General features: G+C 46.2%; 19 protein-coding genes. 12 read left to right on the forward strand and 7 right to left on the reverse strand.

Annotated elements, in window-relative coordinates:
- Positions 1-121 precede the first annotated feature (121 nt).
- Together NC796_RS00300 and NC796_RS00305 are read right to left on the reverse strand one after the other, a co-directional pair.
- Positions 122-1162 (reverse strand): glycosyltransferase family protein, encoded by a 1041-nt coding sequence (locus NC796_RS00300; protein ID WP_310681145.1) that lies wholly within the window; start codon positions 1160-1162, stop codon positions 122-124.
- A complete protein-coding gene (locus NC796_RS00305; RefSeq protein WP_310681146.1) occupies positions 1159-1974 on the reverse strand; it encodes a UDP-2,3-diacylglucosamine diphosphatase in 816 nt (271 codons plus the stop codon). Before NC796_RS00305 ends, NC796_RS00300 begins: the two co-directional genes overlap by 4 nt.
- Positions 1975-2372: 398 nt before the next feature.
- On the opposite strand from NC796_RS00305, the gene NC796_RS00310 reads away from it, so the two are divergent.
- A complete protein-coding gene (locus tag NC796_RS00310; RefSeq protein WP_310681147.1) occupies positions 2373-3416 on the forward strand; it encodes an SMP-30/gluconolactonase/LRE family protein in 1044 nt (347 codons plus the stop codon).
- A gap of 261 nt (positions 3417-3677) precedes the next feature.
- On the opposite strand, the gene NC796_RS00315 is transcribed toward NC796_RS00310, so the two are convergent.
- Positions 3678-4211 carry a hypothetical protein gene (locus NC796_RS00315; protein ID WP_310681148.1) on the reverse strand — a complete coding sequence of 178 codons (534 nt, stop codon included), beginning with the start codon at positions 4209-4211 and terminating at the stop codon, positions 3678-3680.
- 436 nt (positions 4212-4647) lie between these two features.
- Here NC796_RS00315 and NC796_RS00320 point away from each other — a divergent pair, with 436 nt between their 5' ends.
- Positions 4648-5688, forward strand: a complete 1041-nt coding sequence (locus tag NC796_RS00320) for a DUF6340 family protein (RefSeq protein ID WP_310681149.1) — start codon at positions 4648-4650, stop codon at positions 5686-5688.
- 187 nt (positions 5689-5875) lie between these two features.
- Here NC796_RS00320 and NC796_RS00325 read toward each other — a convergent pair whose 3' ends face one another.
- Complete coding sequence (locus tag NC796_RS00325; RefSeq protein WP_310681150.1) at positions 5876-6082, reverse strand: hypothetical protein; 207 nt, start codon at positions 6080-6082, stop codon at positions 5876-5878.
- 46 nt (positions 6083-6128) lie between these two features.
- On the opposite strand from NC796_RS00325, the gene NC796_RS00330 reads away from it, so the two are divergent.
- The 4 genes from NC796_RS00330 to NC796_RS00345 all read left to right on the forward strand — a co-directional run bounded on the left by NC796_RS00330 (position 6129) and on the right by NC796_RS00345 (position 8719).
- A complete protein-coding gene (locus NC796_RS00330; RefSeq protein WP_310681151.1) occupies positions 6129-6683 on the forward strand; it encodes a carboxymuconolactone decarboxylase family protein in 555 nt (184 codons plus the stop codon).
- A 131-nt stretch (positions 6684-6814) separates the two neighbouring features.
- Positions 6815-7360: a DUF4142 domain-containing protein gene (locus tag NC796_RS00335; protein ID WP_310681152.1), complete on the forward strand. Its 546-nt coding sequence runs from the start codon at positions 6815-6817 to the stop codon at positions 7358-7360.
- 5 nt (positions 7361-7365) lie between these two features.
- Positions 7366-7740 carry a plastocyanin/azurin family copper-binding protein gene (locus NC796_RS00340; RefSeq protein WP_310681153.1) on the forward strand — a complete coding sequence of 125 codons (375 nt, stop codon included), beginning with the start codon at positions 7366-7368 and terminating at the stop codon, positions 7738-7740.
- A gap of 100 nt (positions 7741-7840) precedes the next feature.
- Positions 7841-8719 carry a helix-turn-helix domain-containing protein gene (locus NC796_RS00345; protein WP_310681154.1) on the forward strand — a complete coding sequence of 293 codons (879 nt, stop codon included), beginning with the start codon at positions 7841-7843 and terminating at the stop codon, positions 8717-8719.
- Positions 8720-8986: 267 nt separating this feature from the next.
- Here the strand turns inward: NC796_RS00345 and NC796_RS00350 are convergent, their stop codons facing one another.
- A complete protein-coding gene (locus tag NC796_RS00350) occupies positions 8987-9382 on the reverse strand; it encodes a hypothetical protein (protein ID WP_310681155.1) in 396 nt (131 codons plus the stop codon).
- Between the two features lie 265 nt (positions 9383-9647).
- Here NC796_RS00350 and NC796_RS00355 point away from each other — a divergent pair, with 265 nt between their 5' ends.
- Both NC796_RS00355 and NC796_RS00360 read left to right on the forward strand, forming a co-directional pair.
- The gene (locus NC796_RS00355; RefSeq protein WP_310681156.1) at positions 9648-10502 is read left to right on the forward strand and encodes a hypothetical protein; all 855 of its coding nucleotides are present in this window, start codon (positions 9648-9650) and stop codon (positions 10500-10502) included.
- A gap of 69 nt (positions 10503-10571) precedes the next feature.
- Positions 10572-11441, forward strand: coding sequence for a DUF4382 domain-containing protein (locus NC796_RS00360; RefSeq protein WP_310681157.1), 870 nt, complete (start codon positions 10572-10574; stop codon positions 11439-11441).
- A 153-nt stretch (positions 11442-11594) separates the two neighbouring features.
- Here the strand turns inward: NC796_RS00360 and NC796_RS00365 are convergent, their stop codons facing one another.
- Positions 11595-12203, reverse strand: coding sequence for a hypothetical protein (locus NC796_RS00365; protein ID WP_310681158.1), 609 nt, complete (start codon positions 12201-12203; stop codon positions 11595-11597).
- 256 nt (positions 12204-12459) lie between these two features.
- Here NC796_RS00365 and NC796_RS00370 point away from each other — a divergent pair, with 256 nt between their 5' ends.
- Entirely contained in the window at positions 12460-12933 is a 474-nt protein-coding gene (locus NC796_RS00370; RefSeq protein WP_310681159.1) for a hypothetical protein, read from the forward strand.
- 110 nt (positions 12934-13043) lie between these two features.
- Here the strand turns inward: NC796_RS00370 and NC796_RS00375 are convergent, their stop codons facing one another.
- Entirely contained in the window at positions 13044-13565 is a 522-nt protein-coding gene (locus tag NC796_RS00375) for a fasciclin domain-containing protein (protein ID WP_310681160.1), read from the reverse strand.
- Between the two features lie 317 nt (positions 13566-13882).
- On the opposite strand from NC796_RS00375, the gene NC796_RS00380 reads away from it, so the two are divergent.
- The 3 genes from NC796_RS00380 (at position 13883) to NC796_RS00390 (ending at position 15998) form a co-directional block, all read left to right on the forward strand.
- The gene (locus tag NC796_RS00380; protein WP_310681161.1) at positions 13883-14164 is read left to right on the forward strand and encodes a hypothetical protein; all 282 of its coding nucleotides are present in this window, start codon (positions 13883-13885) and stop codon (positions 14162-14164) included.
- Positions 14165-14726: 562 nt separating this feature from the next.
- Positions 14727-15524: a DUF6503 family protein gene (locus NC796_RS00385; protein ID WP_310681162.1), complete on the forward strand. Its 798-nt coding sequence runs from the start codon at positions 14727-14729 to the stop codon at positions 15522-15524.
- 39 nt (positions 15525-15563) lie between these two features.
- The gene (locus NC796_RS00390) at positions 15564-15998 is read left to right on the forward strand and encodes a nuclear transport factor 2 family protein (RefSeq protein ID WP_310681163.1); all 435 of its coding nucleotides are present in this window, start codon (positions 15564-15566) and stop codon (positions 15996-15998) included.
- Positions 15999-16532 lie beyond the last annotated feature (534 nt).

Here is a 16532-nt window from a genome sequence, read left to right on the forward strand (position 1 = left end):
GAACAGGTAACAATCTGTCCTTTAACTGCATTTTACTAACGCAAGCGGTGCACTCTTTTGTACATCTGCTGCATTAAATTTGATTAAAATTTTACCTGCTAAGTGGTTTATGTGGGAAACGTTATACTGCCACCCGGCACTCGCTTTTTCCAGCTGAATTAGATGAAGAAGAATCTTCGACGTCTGCCAGCGAAAGTATTTTGGGGATGAGCTCACCGACATCGGCCACCTTATCAAGCGACAGAACCTGCCCTGATTCCAGCCACTGCCCTATCGCCTTGGACTGCCCCGGTATGGAATCCAATACCGTCACGCCCAGATCACTCATTGCTGCTGCATTACAGAGCTGTTCATACTGGTTGCGAATGGGTACTGTAAGCAGCTTTTTTCCCATGTACATCGATTCCGCGCACATCTCGAAGCCCGAGCTCGTAACTACCCCACTACAACTTTCGAAACTCTCCAGGAATCGCCGGTTGCTCACCGGGTGGACCAGTACATTTTTGTGCTTTTTGTATTGCTCACAATCGGGCGAAAAGATGTGCCACTCATAGTGATCAAACTGTTGAAACACCTCGGTCAGCACCTCGGGATCATACGCAGGCAGGTATACGGTGATGTGGTCTCGCTGCGAGGGATCGAGCTGAAGTATTTCAGAGCGGATAATCGGCGGCTCTACAAAACGGTCATACGCTTTAAAGTGAAAGCCGATGGCGTGGTCGGTCGGGGCAAAATGTTGCAGAATCGCTTCCGCCACCGTCGATCGCTTTTCGGGACGCGGCGTACTCATTGACAGGAAGGCCGCCTGGTGACTGAGCCCCACCGAGGGAATTTTCTCAGCCCGTGCGGCCCATGCAGTGACCGGCTCATAGTCACTCACCACCAGGTCATATTCCCGGATCGGGATCGACTGAATATCGGTGAGGAAGCGGATCGGACGGAGGGAGCGCAGGGTTTCCAGCACGGAAACGCCTCCATTACTGTCGTAACTCATGCTGATGCCATATTTGCGGTAACGGACTGGGCTGTCGAGGTTCAGCTTACAGTTGTATCCGCTGATCAGCACGTCCACTTCTACCTGTTTGCTCAGAACGGGCAGCAATTCTTTAGCGCGACTGATATGCCCGTGTCCGGTACCCTGTATTCCGTATAATACTTTCATCCTATAAAAGCTACTTCTTTTAAAGATTTACGAATCGGTATTTCCACTGCTTCATCCTTGTTGATAAACTTGTCCTCGTTGTACTTGTACATTGACCACTCCTGCCCGTTAAACTCAAGAGCGGTCAGGTTTTCGATCCAGTCACCGGAGTTCATATAAATGACCGATCCCCCCTCCCCTTCGAAGCCACGAATCTTGGGCTGGTGGATGTGACCGCAGATCACATAATCGTAGCCGTTCTGGATCGCCAGCTCCATCGCCGCCATCTCAAAGTCATTGATGAACTTGACCGCCTTTTTCACACTGTCCTTGATCTTCTTGGAGAGCGACACCTTGCCATAGCCCATCTTTTCGCTGAGGTAGTTGACAAACCGGTTCATCAGGATCAGCAGGTCATAACCGTGCCCCCCGATCTTGGCAATCCACTTGGTGTGCTTCATGGTGATGTCAAAAATATCGCCGTGGAAAATCCAGACCTTCTCCCCGTTCAGCTCCAGCACCAGCTTGTCTTTCACAAAGAGCGGGCCGATTTGTAAACGTGATATTTTGCGAATAACTTCGTCGTGGTTGCCGGTCAGGTAGTAGATATCAGTGCCGTTGGCCAGCATGCTGAGGAAACACTTGACCACCTGCATGTGGGAGTCGGGCCAAAAATATTTTTTGAAGTTCCATATGTCGAAAATGTCTCCATTCAGCACCAGGATGCGGGGCTCAATAGAGTTAAGGTACTGGGCCAACTCCACCGCATGGCAGCCCACCGTGCCCAGGTGGAGGTCCGAAAGTACAACAACATCAACAGATCGTTTATTCATAGGTCCGTCAATTGTTTTTCTTTAAAAAAACGAACCTGTATTACCTACCCATATCCTGCACGTTAAGTTTGAATCATCGTTTTATTACGAGATGGTTAACCGGATAGTGACTCTGTGGCGGAAGCCCCTCTGACGCACCACGTCTCTGTCGCACCACAGGTTATTGCTGGACGCGGAGCGTCCCAACAGGTCCCAACGCAGAGCATTGGGACCAAGCGTGGGGTTATTACTAAGAAATCTTATATCGAACTAACGCTAATTACATTCTCCATTTTCCTGTTGATAAAAGTAGAGTTAACTGTATTTTCCCCAATCATTGATCAGAAATTAAAAACAGAATTGGCACATAGATGCTAAGAAAAAAGCGTTGGTTACTATTATTAATTATCACAGTAGTTTTGGTCTACTTTTCTGTTTGGCCGGTCGCCATAGATCCGGTGTCCTGGGAGGCGCCTTCAAATCCCGGCTACAGTGGACCCTTTGAAACCAACGAACTGCTAAAAAAGATGGAGAAACTCCCGATAGGTGATAATCACGGACCAGAAGATCTTGCCGTGGATAGCGCAGGGCACATCTATGCCTCCACTCATGAAGGTCGCATTGTGCACCTGCAGCCCGATGGCACCGAGCCGGAGAACTGGGCCGAAACCGGCGGGCGCCCGCTGGGTATCGAGTTTGACAATAATGGCAACCTGATTGTCGCCGATGCATTTCTCGGCCTTTTGTCAATTGCAAAAGACGGCAGCATCAACGAGCTCACCACCGCGGCGGAAGGCATTCCCATCCGCTATGCCAACGACGTGGATATAGCGGAAAACGGCTTGATATACTTTACCGATTCATCGACAAAATTCAGTGCCCTGAAGTGGGGAGATACCTACGTAGCCTCTCTTCTTGATATCTTTGAGCACGGCAGCCATGGCCGGCTGCTGGTGTATAATCCTGCGGACGGGAGCACCAAAGTACTAATGGATGGGCTGAACTTTGCCAATGGCATTGCCATCAGCCGCGACCAGTCGTACCTGCTGGTAAATGAAACGGGTAGCTACCGCGTGCTGCGCTATTGGCTTACGGAGCCGCAAAAGGGTCAGTCGGAGCCCTTTCTCTCGAATCTGCCGGCCTTCCCGGACAACTTGTCAACGGGTCTAGACGGCCGTTTCTGGGTCGCACTGATATCGCCTCGCAATGCGCTGCTGGACAACCTTTCTGACAACCCTTTTCTTCGGAAAGTGATCCAGCGTATGCCCGCCTTTGTCCGACCACAGGCTGAATCCTACGGGCACATCATTGCTGTTGACGGAGATGGGAATGTTGTTAAAAACATGCAGGACCCGGACGGTGGCTACCCCAAAATTACCACTGTTGCTGAGACCAAGGACTATCTGTTTACCGGCAGCCTGGTAGCACCGACCTTGGGACGCCTTTCAAAGGATGAGTGGTGATTCTTTTTTTAAAAAAACACCGCTCCCACCTATCAAAAACACTCTCACTCTGCAGGCTCCATTCGAGATGACCTGCTGAGTAAAAAGCTCAGTTCCTGTAGACCGAAATATCAGGCCCATTTTTTACACCCACTGTAGCCTCAATGCACTCTGTGGTTTCCTCCCGTCATATCGTCCGAAAGGTAGAGGTCTTTCTAAAAAGCACTGGTGCGGTCCACCTCCACGGTGGGCTGCACCTTCCACAAGTAAGAACCAGTATTTTCAATTCAGGATGATCCTTTCCAGGTGACTAGAACCCGTGGCACTCATTACCTCTTCCATGCTGTTGATGTCAATCTTATTGTTCTGCAGGTAATCCACCGGCAGAATGGCGATCCGGAAAATCTGGTCCTGGGTATACTCAGGTCCCACCGCTTCAAGGTTCGTATCACCGGTCAAAAAAAGTTGTACGTCGGCCAGGGTATGGTCAAACCCGTACTGAAGCTCGCCGTCATCAAAAAACACAGAAACGGGCATCGGCTGCCATACGTCATTGCCGGTATCCGAATCCACTTCCCACAGCAGGTACACCATCACAATATCCGTTGGCAGTACCTCTGCATTGTTGGGAAAGGCAAAAATCTGACTGTAGTCGTTGGACCGGTTAAAGCTGGTTTGTACCTCAAACCCCTGCCCCACCGGACCGACCGGTCCCTGGGGACCTTCAGGACCACGTGGTCCTACCGGACCTTCTTTGACAATGCAGGAGGTGAGAAACAGGAAAGAAATGGGCAGTAACAAAGCAGGCATCTTCATAGGCATCCGGGTTTTGTGAATGGTTTCACCCGGAGAACGGCCAAGCCAAAAGATATATTTGTCCAAAATCGCAAATTAGCATGAATATGTGATGCGACTCATCAACCCCTCAGGGTATAATAGCAATGGAGAATCCCGATTTGTTCAAGTTCGGTAATAGAAATACATTGACATAACGCAAGTTTAGGGGTTAGTTACAAGCAATCAAGCATGCTGTCATCCTGCACCCCGATGCAGGAACTCGCGGGGAACCGTAGCGTTGTTAAGTTCGGTTTAACTACCAGCGTTCATCGACCTTGCAAGACCCTAAAACAAGTTCAGGATAACATAATAGCACTTTTTGAAACTGGTAAATGCGTTAACAAAAACCAGAGGTATGCCAGTAATATTTTAGTATCATCTTAAAAACGGCGAAATTCACACCAACAAAAATATTATGAGGTATCTCACCCTTTCCATACTGGCAGCCTGCTTGCTTTTTGTTGGCTGCAGCGCAACCGATAACCTAACGATGAGAGTACAGGAACCGGCGCCGGTGGATCTCCCTCCCCACATGGAAAAGGTCGGCATCATCAACCGCACGCTGACCGAAGATGACAGCGGAGTACTGGAAACCATTGACCGTATCTTCTCGGTGAAAGGGGCCGAGCTGGACAGCGTGGGGGCGGCTGCCGGGATCAACGGGCTGTTAAACGAGCTCGCCAAAAATGAACGGGTGCAGGTTCAATTGGTAGAAGAAGCAGACCATCTCGGGAATCCCTCCTTTGGCGTTTTCCCTGCACCGCTGGGATGGGACAGGATTAATAAAATTTGCAGCGAGCATAACCTGGATGGGTTGTTTTCTCTCGAGTTTTATGATACCGATTCAGGCATCAGCTACAGCACCCAACAGGTGACGCTTAAGGGACCGCTGGGTGTGGAAGTGCCCGCACTTGAACATTACGCCACCGTAGAGACCACCATTAAAACCGGCTGGCGAATCTATGACAACAACGGCAGAAACCTTATTGACGAATATGCGATGGGGGAAACAGCCGTTACAAGCGGCAGCGGGATAGATCCGACTGAGGCGGTAAAAGCCCTAACCGGTCGAACCGAGGCCGTTCAAACCATAAGCAGTAAACTGGGGATGGATTATGCCCAGAGCATCCTGCCGTACTGGGTGCGGGTGACCCGGGAGTATTTTGTAAAGGGCAACAACAACTTTGAGATTGCAAAGCGGAGGGCACAAACCGGGAACTGGGAGGGTGCGGCCGAACTCTGGTTGAAAGAGACGGAGAACCCTGATACCAAAATTGCCGGGCGTGCCCACTACAACATGGCGATCATTGAGGAGATCCGTGGCAACCTGGACAAGGCGATTGAATGGGCCCGGACATCCTATGAAGATTATGGCGAAAAGAAGGCGCTAGACTACCTGCGGATTCTGCAAGACCGAAGAGCCCGGGCAGAGGTTCTACGTAGGCAGCAGCAGTGAACGACTATCATATTCAGTCACCACCTAAAGGGTCTCCTCAACCGCAAAACAGATCGATATATTTCAAATTTACTGGGAAACAATAACTTCCTGTACACCCTGCGATAGAGGGAAAAGCCATTCCGTTCCTCTCGACTAGAAGGAGTGACCATCTTAAAACACTGGTGCAGTCCCCCTCACCGATAGCCTACTCCTTCCACCAGCTGATTATCACAGCTAAAAGATTCTCAACTGGTTTGGATTTTTCACTTCTTTGATGAGCAAGAAAAAAAATGGTCAGTGCTGCTGCAATACTGGGTTGACCATTCACATTAGCTTTCCGATCAGGTTTGCCCTCAAAAATTGTCCATCCATTATCAAGAATACTCCATGGTTTAGCCTTGCCAATTACCACAAATTTGATTCGTCAATAATGACAGAGAACTTTAGATCATAAAAAAATGCAACGAATTAATGCGCTAGACCCTAACACCGCAACCGGAAAAACAAAAGAACTCTTCAATGAGGTACATAATAAACTGAACAGTGTCCCCAATATGATGCGTACTATGGGAAATTCGCCTGCGGTACTGAATGCCTATTTATCATTTAATAACGCACTGAGTGAAAGCCAAATAGGCGCCAGATTGGGTGAAAAAATTGCTCTAACGGTAGCAAATGCCAACGGATGCAAGTATTGCAATGCGGCCCACAGTTATATTGCGGGAGAATTAGTCGGAATCGATGCCCAAACAATCCAGGCTGCCAGGGAGGGGAAAGCAGAAGATACCAGAACGCAAGCAGCTCTTTCTTTTTCACGGATACTGCTAGCCCAAAAGGGCAAGGTAAACGACCATGATATTGAATCTTTAAAAGATGCCGGATTCAACGATGGAGAAATAGCCGAGATAATTGCACATACCGTATTGAATATATTTACGAACTACTTCAACAATGCTGCCGGCGTAGAAGTCGACTTTCCACAAGAGGAGTTGGTTGAAACGGCCCTGGTATAACTAAATGAAGGTAAGGATATCTCGGCTCAGCATGTCCAATCTTTACATCGTCTCATCTCGAATAGGCAATGCAGCTGAAAAGGATATCCTGTTACATATAACACTACTTAAAACAACAATAGGTAAATACGATGAAAACACTAACAAAACCGGCTTTACTTGTTCTTACTGTGGCCTTTCTGACCGGTATGTCCCTTTGGGTACCGCAAGAACAGGAAGACAACACCATGCTTGATGATATGGAAATTGCTCATATCGCCTACACCGCTGGAACTATTGATATAAGCTATGCTCATTTAGCACTCGCATTTTCAAAGGACCCGGCAATACGTGAATTTGCAGAAACCATGATCCGCGATCATACTGCTGTAAATGAACAAGCCCTCGCTCTTTTAAATCGCTTAAGTGCCACACCAAAAGAGAACCCGACAAGTCAACAGCTGTTGGACGATGCTGATCAGTTCAAGAAAAAGTTGGTTCAGCTAGATGGTAAAGCTTTTGACCGCCTGTACGCTAAAAATGAGTTAGATTATCACCGGTTTGTGAATAAAACCGTGGAAACCCAGTTCATTCCGGCCGTGCAGAACCAAGAGTTCAAGGACCTGCTGCGATCTGCCTTGGCTACGTTTAAAGTACATGAGCAGCATGCAAAGAAGATAAATGAAAAGCTGAGGTAACAGGTATGGCATATGGAAACCTGGCAAGTCTTGCCATAACTACCTTGCTCCTTGTGCAGACAACATGGATTGAAGATACCGCACCCGGCCACAGGTCGGATGCGGTATCTTCATCCAACAAGCATGTTATTGAAATTACAGCATTCACATTTCAACCTGGTTACCTGGAAGTTGCAGTCGGTGATACCGTGATCTGGATTAACAGGGATATCGTCCCTCATACGGCAACGGCAATCGACGAATCCTGGAACGTCCCCGACTTTGGTCAAAACAAAAAGAGCACCCAGCTGGTTGTACAAAACAAGGGTATTCAACCATATTTCTGTCGTTATCACCCCTCAATGAAAGGTACCATTAACGCAAAAGTGGCACCCGAATAGAATACAGCTCATTGAAACTCATTATTTTCAGTAAACAGTTCAGGCCATAGTTGATCAGTTGAGAAATACAAATTGAAGCATATTCAAATCTCTCAAATTCATGCAAACTTTCTTTACTCTGACAAACCCACATAATGGTAATCTCGCATTTAAGATTTACTCGTTTGACGACGGCAGCCAATTCGACCATATACAACGTTTGAATTATTACTCCCTCGTACTGCTTACCGGGGGAAAGGGAATATTAAAAGTCGATTTTTCAGAATATGAGATTCATAAAGAGATGCTACTCTGTTTTTCGCCTTATCAACCATTTATGTTTGCAGAAGCATCAGGTTTAACTGGCACGGTTATTAATTTCCACCCGGATTTTTTCTGCATCCATAAGCATCACAAGGAAGTGGCCTGCAATGGGGTATTATTCAATAATATTTATGAGGCTCCATTCTTACATGTTACACAAAATGAGCTAAAAGAGCTGCTGGCCATTGTAAATGAACTGAAAGTTGAAATGAAAGATACCAGCTTGGCACAACACGATATACTGATATCCTATCTGAAGATTATCTTGATAAAGGCCTCCAGGATTAAAAAGGAACAGCTCGACAAAGATCAAGAACCGGAATCAGGCACGGAGCCATTTGTAGTTCAACAACTGAAGGAATCGATAGAAACACATTACAAGACCAAACACACGGCCAGTGACTATGCGGATTTGCTCAATACTTCCTATAGCACGCTAGCTAAAGTCAGCAAAAACTATTTTAACAAAACGTTAACTGATCTAATATCGGAACGTATCATCATTGAGGCCAAACGGGAGCTTTATCTTACATCAAAAGCAATTAAGAGAATCGCATATGACCTGGGGTTCAACGATGAGTATTATTTCAGCCGTTTTTTCAAAAAGAATGCCGATGTCTCGCCCCAGCAATACAGGGAAACAGTCGGTTTTGCAAGGCAGGAGCTTAACAACTAATTTTTTCAGTGGGACTTTCTTACTCCTTGACCATACCGGCCTAATGTAAATTTCGCTGGAAAAGTGAGCGCAGCCGGAGCGTTAAGAAATCATTTTGGGTAGGTCAAAAGTCAGAAGGTCTAAGGTCGAAAGGTCGGCAAGCATTCATTGGAAACGTTCCATTTCCGGCCTTGAAAAGCTGACCGCCCGGAAGGAAACGAAGTGAAGCGTAAAGAAAAAATCTGTGATTTTTTAGTGGAACGGAGTGCCCTTCAGGTCAGGTTTTACTCAGCTTGTAGTACGAAGCCTTACGCGTAGTAGTGCCGGCGATTCATTTTTTCGTTTATTTTTTTGATCGCTCAAAAAATGAACACCTACTTTTTTTCTAACCCTGTATAAGCCAGGCACCGTGCGGCACGCGTTTAGCGAGCCGGTGACAGTTGCCCGGAGGAGGTTGATGGCCCGGCGGGACGCCAGGATGCCAGATCCGACATTTGCCAGGAGGCGGCATGTGACCGGGTGGGATTTTTTATGGCTGTGCCTTTTAACACGCTCCTGCTTGTAGATCTTCACCGATCCATATTCACCTTCAATGAGTATCCTTCCCTGGGAACAGCCAGAAAAGATGACCGCTACTATAATTCCAACAAGGATTTTCAGGTATAGTTTGTTTTTAATGCTCATGGGGCTCCTCTTTATTTTCAAGCTTACTCCCAATAAGCAGATCGTGGTATCAACCATAAATCGCATATCTGTGCTATTCCTGTTCAATTCTTGGAGACCAACTCTCTGCCCATTGAATCGCCCCGTTACTAGCTGGAACTTCAGATACGTAAACGGGTATGAACACTGCAAATCAAATGGAAAGAAAAATCCTGTAACCATTAGCTGATTCGGTCGTCACACTTTTTGTCAAGCAAGAAGTTTCTAATTAAAAACCCTATTTGCAGTGAAGCTTAAAAGAATATTCTGCCCTTTAATTGCACTCGCATTTTTCGCTGGTATCCTTTCCAGCTGTGATACAACCAGTTCTGGTACCAATCCCGACCAGGGTTCGGGAAATGTAAAGCTGCAATTTAAAACTGTTAACGGCTCCCATAGTAAAGCCCTCTCGACTGACTATACGGCGTCTGACCATGATTCTGTAATTGTTGATGGATCAAACGGTTCGCTCCAACTTGATGATATACGGTTCATCGTGGGAAAATTTAAGTTCGAATATGAAGATGACGGGTGCGCTGAGGCCGATACTTCAGAGGGGCCGGATTGTGAAGAGTTTGAAGCCGAGCCTTTTTTTGTTGACCTCCCGCTGAATGAGGATACACTGAGCCTGGCCAATGACGAAATTGGAGCCGGACTATATAAGAAAATCGAATTTGAGGTCAAGGACCTGGACTTCGAGAACGAGGAAGAAGGAGAAGAACAGGAGCACCAGGCACTGGCCGACTCCATCCGATCTGAGTTCCCCGAGTGGCCGGACGAAGCCAGCATGATTATAACCGGCACCTTCACTCCCACCGATGGCGATCCTCATCCATTCAAGATATTTGCAAAAGCGGAAATTGAGATTGAGCACGAGTTCGAACCGCCCCTTGAGGTCACCGATGATAACATGCAGAAAGTCGTTTCTGTCAATATCAATCCCGCCCGGTGGCTGCAGCAGGAAGATGGAACCGTCATCAATCTTGGTAAATACGACTGGGATGAGCACGGAGAACTGCTGGAATTCAGTGCCAAATTCAAGGATAGTATTGAGGAGATAAGAGTTGACGAAGAAGAATTGGAGGACGGCGATGATGATTAATCAAACAAAAACCAACGAAGTAACCGAAAAGTAACTTGTTAATAAATTAAAACACAGAGGTAAATTTTTATGAGTATTTGGAATTCTGAATCTACTATTTACAAGGCCCTGCAAGGCCTATTTGCAGTCGCACTTATTGCTTTTATCGCCGTTTCATGTAGTGATATAAATACAAGCGGCACCCAGACCGACAAGGCTAAGCTTAATGTACATCTGACCGATGCCCCCGCCGACTACGAGGAGGTTAATATTGATGTCCAGGGACTCCGTATCCACTATACGCCTGCCACCTCGGACACCGTAGACCCAAACCCGGAACGAGACGGGAAATGGATAGATCTGCCGGTGGAACCGATGAACGTAAACCTGCTTGAACTCCAAAATGGCGTGGACACCCTGCTGGCTTCTGCCGAACTGGAACCTGGATCCTACCGGGAACTGCGGCTGATGCTGGGTGGGAATAACAATGTCGTCATTGACGGTTCTACTCACGACTTGAAAGTCCCCAGCGGACAGGCTTCAGGCTATAAAATCAAATTCAAGACCGAGCTTGAAGAAGGAGAAGAACTTGATGTAACCATCGATTTTGACGCTTCCCGTTCGGTGCACAAAGCGGGCAAGAGCGGCATGTTTATCCTTAAGCCCGTACTGAAAGCGTTTGTCAGTGAGGGCGATGACATGGAAACCGGATCCATCTCCGGAATCGTTGAACCTGTTGAGGCAGATCCCAGTATCTTCGCCACGATGGACGATGATACGGTGGCTACGGCACAGCCCGATGACAACGGCTCATTCCTGCTGCAGGGACTGGAACCCGGCGATTACGAGGTACTGTTTGATCCAGCTAATGAAGACTATATGGACACCCAGGTAAATGCCACTGTTGAAGCAGGAGAAGAGACCGACATTGGCACCATAACGCTGGAGGAAAATCAGTAATCTATTTCAGATAAAATCATTATTGAGAAGCCCGGCTCTTCGGAGTCGGGCTTTTTTATTGGACAATAAAAATTTGCCCTCAGTTACTACCGAGGGCAGATTCCAGCTTTAAATCCAGCTGCCGTTACTTCTTACTTCTAATTAATCACTTCTTTAGTGGCCATGATGAGGTCGCAACGTACCAAAAAAGACAACCCCAGGATCAATTAGTATTGCGTCTCCACTACTTAAAGCATTTTGAATATCTTCAAGACTGGTAAGCCCACTGGCAAAATCGTCAGTAAACGGAGGCTCTAGTGGAAGCTCGGATGGATCAACCACAAACAAAACTTGCCAGTTGGCAGAAAAGTTACCTTTATTACCTGGAGGTAACTGCGCAACGTGGTCATGATCTCCAATAACTGGCGAGGTACCATGCGGATTAGCCGGGTCTATTGGAGCCAGAGTATAGAGTGGGTGATGTGCATGCTCATTTGATGGAGATACCTTAGGGGAAGGATTTAGCTCACCATGTATTAAAATATCATGGGGAAACATAATTTCCCATACTTCATTATTTCCCACCCAAGTGAGTTCTATAAGTCTCTGATTGGGAGAATTACCAATATTATTACCGGCTACTATATCATCCACTTTTGATAATGATTGGCCACTATCAACTGTTGGAATCTGGTCAGAACAACCCACAAGTACTACTAACGGCAGAGTGAAGGCGAGAAATGCGAGGTACTTGTATACTTTTGAGATATGATGTGATGCCATGTCATGACTCCCTCTTTTTAATTGTTTTTTATATCTCTCAACTAGATAGATTTTAATAATCTACAAATAAACCCATTACAAACAAGTACCTAACTTGTACATCATCATGGCAAGAGAGAGAAGTTAGATCTTGAGAAAGCTATCAAACAGAAACGACCAAGACCCATTTAATAATCCTTTTCTTATTTTGTAGCCACAGTTGCATTCCGGGTTGCAGCAGCTACACCGATACCATAACAATTAAACAGATTTAAATATGTCCCCTATCACCAAACCACCGGCGTTATTCAGGGCAGCCCTATCAGGAGTTGCAGGCGGACTGGCCTGGCTCTGCGCAATGACCCTATTCTTTGGACCTGCACAGGCGATCCTGGCAAACCCGGAATACCAGAGCCAAAAGTTTTTAGCCGTATTTGGTGAAATCGAGCCATTGCCACACATCGCCGGTGCGTGGTGGATTCTCCCGGCGGGACTGCTTGCCATCGGGATCCTCTACGGCATCGTCTACCATTTTATAAGAGGGGCCTTTCACGGGAAGCCCTGGTGGAGCAAGGGATTGCAGTTCGGCCTGGTAGCGTGGGCGCTGATGGTGCCCTGGTTCGAATTTTATCTCCCCTGGAACGTCATGCACGAACCGGTCCTGCTGGTGGTGTTAGAGATGGCCGTTTGGCTGGCCGTACTGCTAACCGTTGGTCTTGCAATAGCCGCAGTTTACGAATGGAGGCACTGACAACTCCTCGAAAAGGAAGGAATAAGGGGATAACCCGTTAAGCCAGAAGGCCTAAAATAAAACCCGGTGTCAAGTACAAACACCGGGCTATTGAACCTATCCAAAGGAATTTAGTACGAGGAATCGGGGGAATCTTCCGGGGGCATGATTACAGAGTCAATAATATGAATCACCCCGTTGGAAGCCTGGATATCGGCCTTCAAAACGGTTGCCTCATTAATTTTCACATTATCACCCAAAGAGATCATAATATCGGACCCTTCTGCCGTTGCGGCCGTCATGCCATCCTTGAGTGCATCCGAGGTAACCTTGCCCGGCACTACGTGATAGGTAAGTATGCTGGTCAGTTTATCCTTGTTTTCGGGCTTTAACAAGGATTCAAGCGTACCTTCAGGTAGGCTGGCAAACGCTTCATTAGTTGGTGCAAATACCGTAAATGGACCTTCACCATTCAATGTTTCAACCAGGCCGGCGGCTTTTATTGCCGTTACCAGCGTGGATAAATTATCCGCATCGGACGCCAGTTTTACAATTTTGTTGTGATGGTCACTATCGGCTGTTTGGACCGGCATAAATGCCAATAGAAAGATACTTATCAGGATTGTGGGTATGATCAAAGTTGCAGATTTCATTATAACCTTGTGTTATTTATTCGGGTTAGTCTCATTAAATTAAATCGGATGAGATTGTTTTGGTGTTGGTTGATCCAACTGGTCAGATCTTGTGCAATCAACTGTTTTCATTGAACTTAAACAGCGACCTACATACACAAGGTTACGTTCACATGACTAGTTTGAATTGTAAGTTCATAAACATTTATTACGCCGGTTCACAGGTATGGCTACCCAGTAGGAAGTGAACCTGTAAATAGGTAGATTGTTTGAATATTCCCTTATGAAGAAAACGATGATTTGCTTCATATCTCATACTATTAAAAGGAGGAGTACTCATGGCAACAGTAATCGCTTTTCACGAGGTTAAGGATGGGAAACACTGGGCAAAAGCATGGAAAAAAGCGGCAGGGAGCCGACACGAGATGTTTGCTAAAATAGGTGTCAAAGCACGTACCTTCCGAGATGCAGACAATCCCAACACCACGGCATTGATCCTTGATGTCCCGGATATGAAAAAGTTTCAAACTTTTATGGCATCGGATGAAGCAAAACAAGCCATGAAAGAAGATGGACTCAATGTTAAGTCACTTCGCGTATTAAACGAGTTTACCCCATAGAAGCCGAACGGGCTAAACATTCTACGGTTACTTTTAGATTCTTGAGACTACCCAGTCCGCGGGGTATTGGTACGGTCCACCACCCCAGGAGGGGTTCCTGACTCAGAGAAATCATGTCGTACATCCATGATAAATTTCTACTTGATACAGCCCCAGATTCATCAATTTCTGGATGGATCCGCATTGGGGTGTCCGTTGGTTTTCTGGAGCCAAACAGTAAAATGGAATTGAATAGACCCTTGCCTGCGGCCCGTTAAGCGTAAGGTCGTTTGGCAAATCAAACATTAGCTTGCGGGCAATTACGGAGGCGATAAAATGGATGAAAAGGATTTCCCAGTGGATTCGAAGTCCAGGGGATTACAGCGTCAAGAATTGGGCATTAATACACCTTCAGTTGGCACAAGACATCAAGTGTGTCAAATCTGACGGTTTTGCCTATTCTTTGCCGATTCTGGGAATAGAATTACTTAATCTGAATTCTTAATTTTTTTATATAACATATCTTATAAACCCATTGCTATTCTACTGACGGCCTGCCTAAAACTTTTAAATAGGAGAGTCAATGACGAAAACACTTATAGGAACGATCGCTAGTATGATATTTCTGGTCACAACGATTAATTATGTCGACCGAGAAAATGAAGTGGAGGCGTTTTCTACGCAAGCAATAGAACCTATGGCAGAAAGTACTATCAGTGGATCAAAACTTTGGGAAAGGACTATCAACTATCATGACCCTAATCATAACTGGTCAAATTTCTCAGGTAAGATCCATATGGTAACCACTTTTTCCAATGGAACGTTTAGCCAGGAAGAGTTAGAGATCCATAATCCAGATGAATTCTATCAGTCGACCCTGCTCGAAGGAAGTTCGAAGGCAGTGAAAGGTGTCAAAAAAGGGGAATGCTTTAATGCTGTCAATGGTGATGAAAATGTAAACGAGGAGCAAATTAATCAGTACAATATAGGATGTGAGAGCGCCTTTTTATTCAAAGAGCATCATACCGCTCATGTTGGTTTACCCATGGAATTAAAAGTTGCGGGTCTCAAAATACAGGAGGAGTTGGTTGAGAAAGTCAATTTTGAAGGACGAGAGTGCTATGCTTTACAGTTGATCGGACAATCTGAGGAAGTGCGCCATCCCTACTGGGAAGGGATTTTTACTATGTACACTGATGTAGATACTTACGCCATGCATGGCTTCAAAAGAGAGGGGGGATTATATCCAGGTTATTTTGTTGCCGTTGGTGAGCTTGAGTTAGAGGGAATTCGGATGCCACAGGTGAAAAACTATTTTAGTTTAGAAGACAGTTCGCACTTGTTAACTGATGTATTTACATATGTCGATGCTCCTAAATAAACCAAATAAAAATTAATATTAATTAACAAGGAGAAGGTCATGAAAATCTTAACTCAAATCCTTGTCATTTTCGCACTACTTGCAGTTACGTATCCGGCAGTCGCCCAAGACGCCGAAAGCCTCAAAATACGTATCGAGGAGCATTACGCAGCGATCAACCAGGGAGATTCTGAGACGGCATTCTCGCACCATCTTCCCGAATTCTCGTACTTCAACAATGCAGGTAACCAACTATGGGAACCTGGTTTTCAAGAGACGGCAGCCCGAATGGGCATCGAACCTCAATTCGTAGATGTCCGAGTAATGATGAGACACTTCTCAGCCAAGATCTACGGCGATGTAGGAGTTGCCACGTTCTACCTAAACGGCTCGTTCGGTGACACACAAGGCACCTGGAGGGTCACCGCAGTCTGGGTTTGGCGGGACGGTGAGTGGTTGGAGGCTCATCACCACGAGTCGCGGCTTGAACCGTAAGTACTGCTCCGCATTCACTAGAACTAAGTTGGGCTTTACGGTATATGATCGTAATATGAATAATCTCATGATCAGCATCTCGTAGACTATCAATAAAATTATTGCTCAGTTGGAGATAAACAAAACGGAATTAACCAGCATCTTGCGGATTTAGGTTCCATACACTACACCCGTCGTCAGACCAGGGCTCTGTTTTATCTTCAATACATTCACAACCGATCTGATGGTGGGAAATGCCGGAGTGCTTCACTTACTCCTACATTATGCTCATCCCTATGGCCCACCACTCCTACTAAGTCCCCTCTCTTAATGCTTTGGCAAATGGTAATGTCTGCGCAGGAATTCTCTGGACTCGGAAGGCCAAGTTGCCTGGAAATAATCTCGAATAATTCATCATTCATAATTTTTCATTCTTCATTCTTAATTCCCCTCGTTTGTCTTTCCCGCTCCTCTTTATTAACTAATAGTGATTCGTCAAGTGATGGCAGCAGTTTACCCAGCACATGATGCCACTGCTCGCCATTTCTTAAAGAG

It is taken from the genome of Aliifodinibius sp. S!AR15-10 (genome assembly GCF_031569985.1).
Classification (GTDB): domain Bacteria; phylum Bacteroidota; class Rhodothermia; order Balneolales; family Balneolaceae; genus JAMQKA01.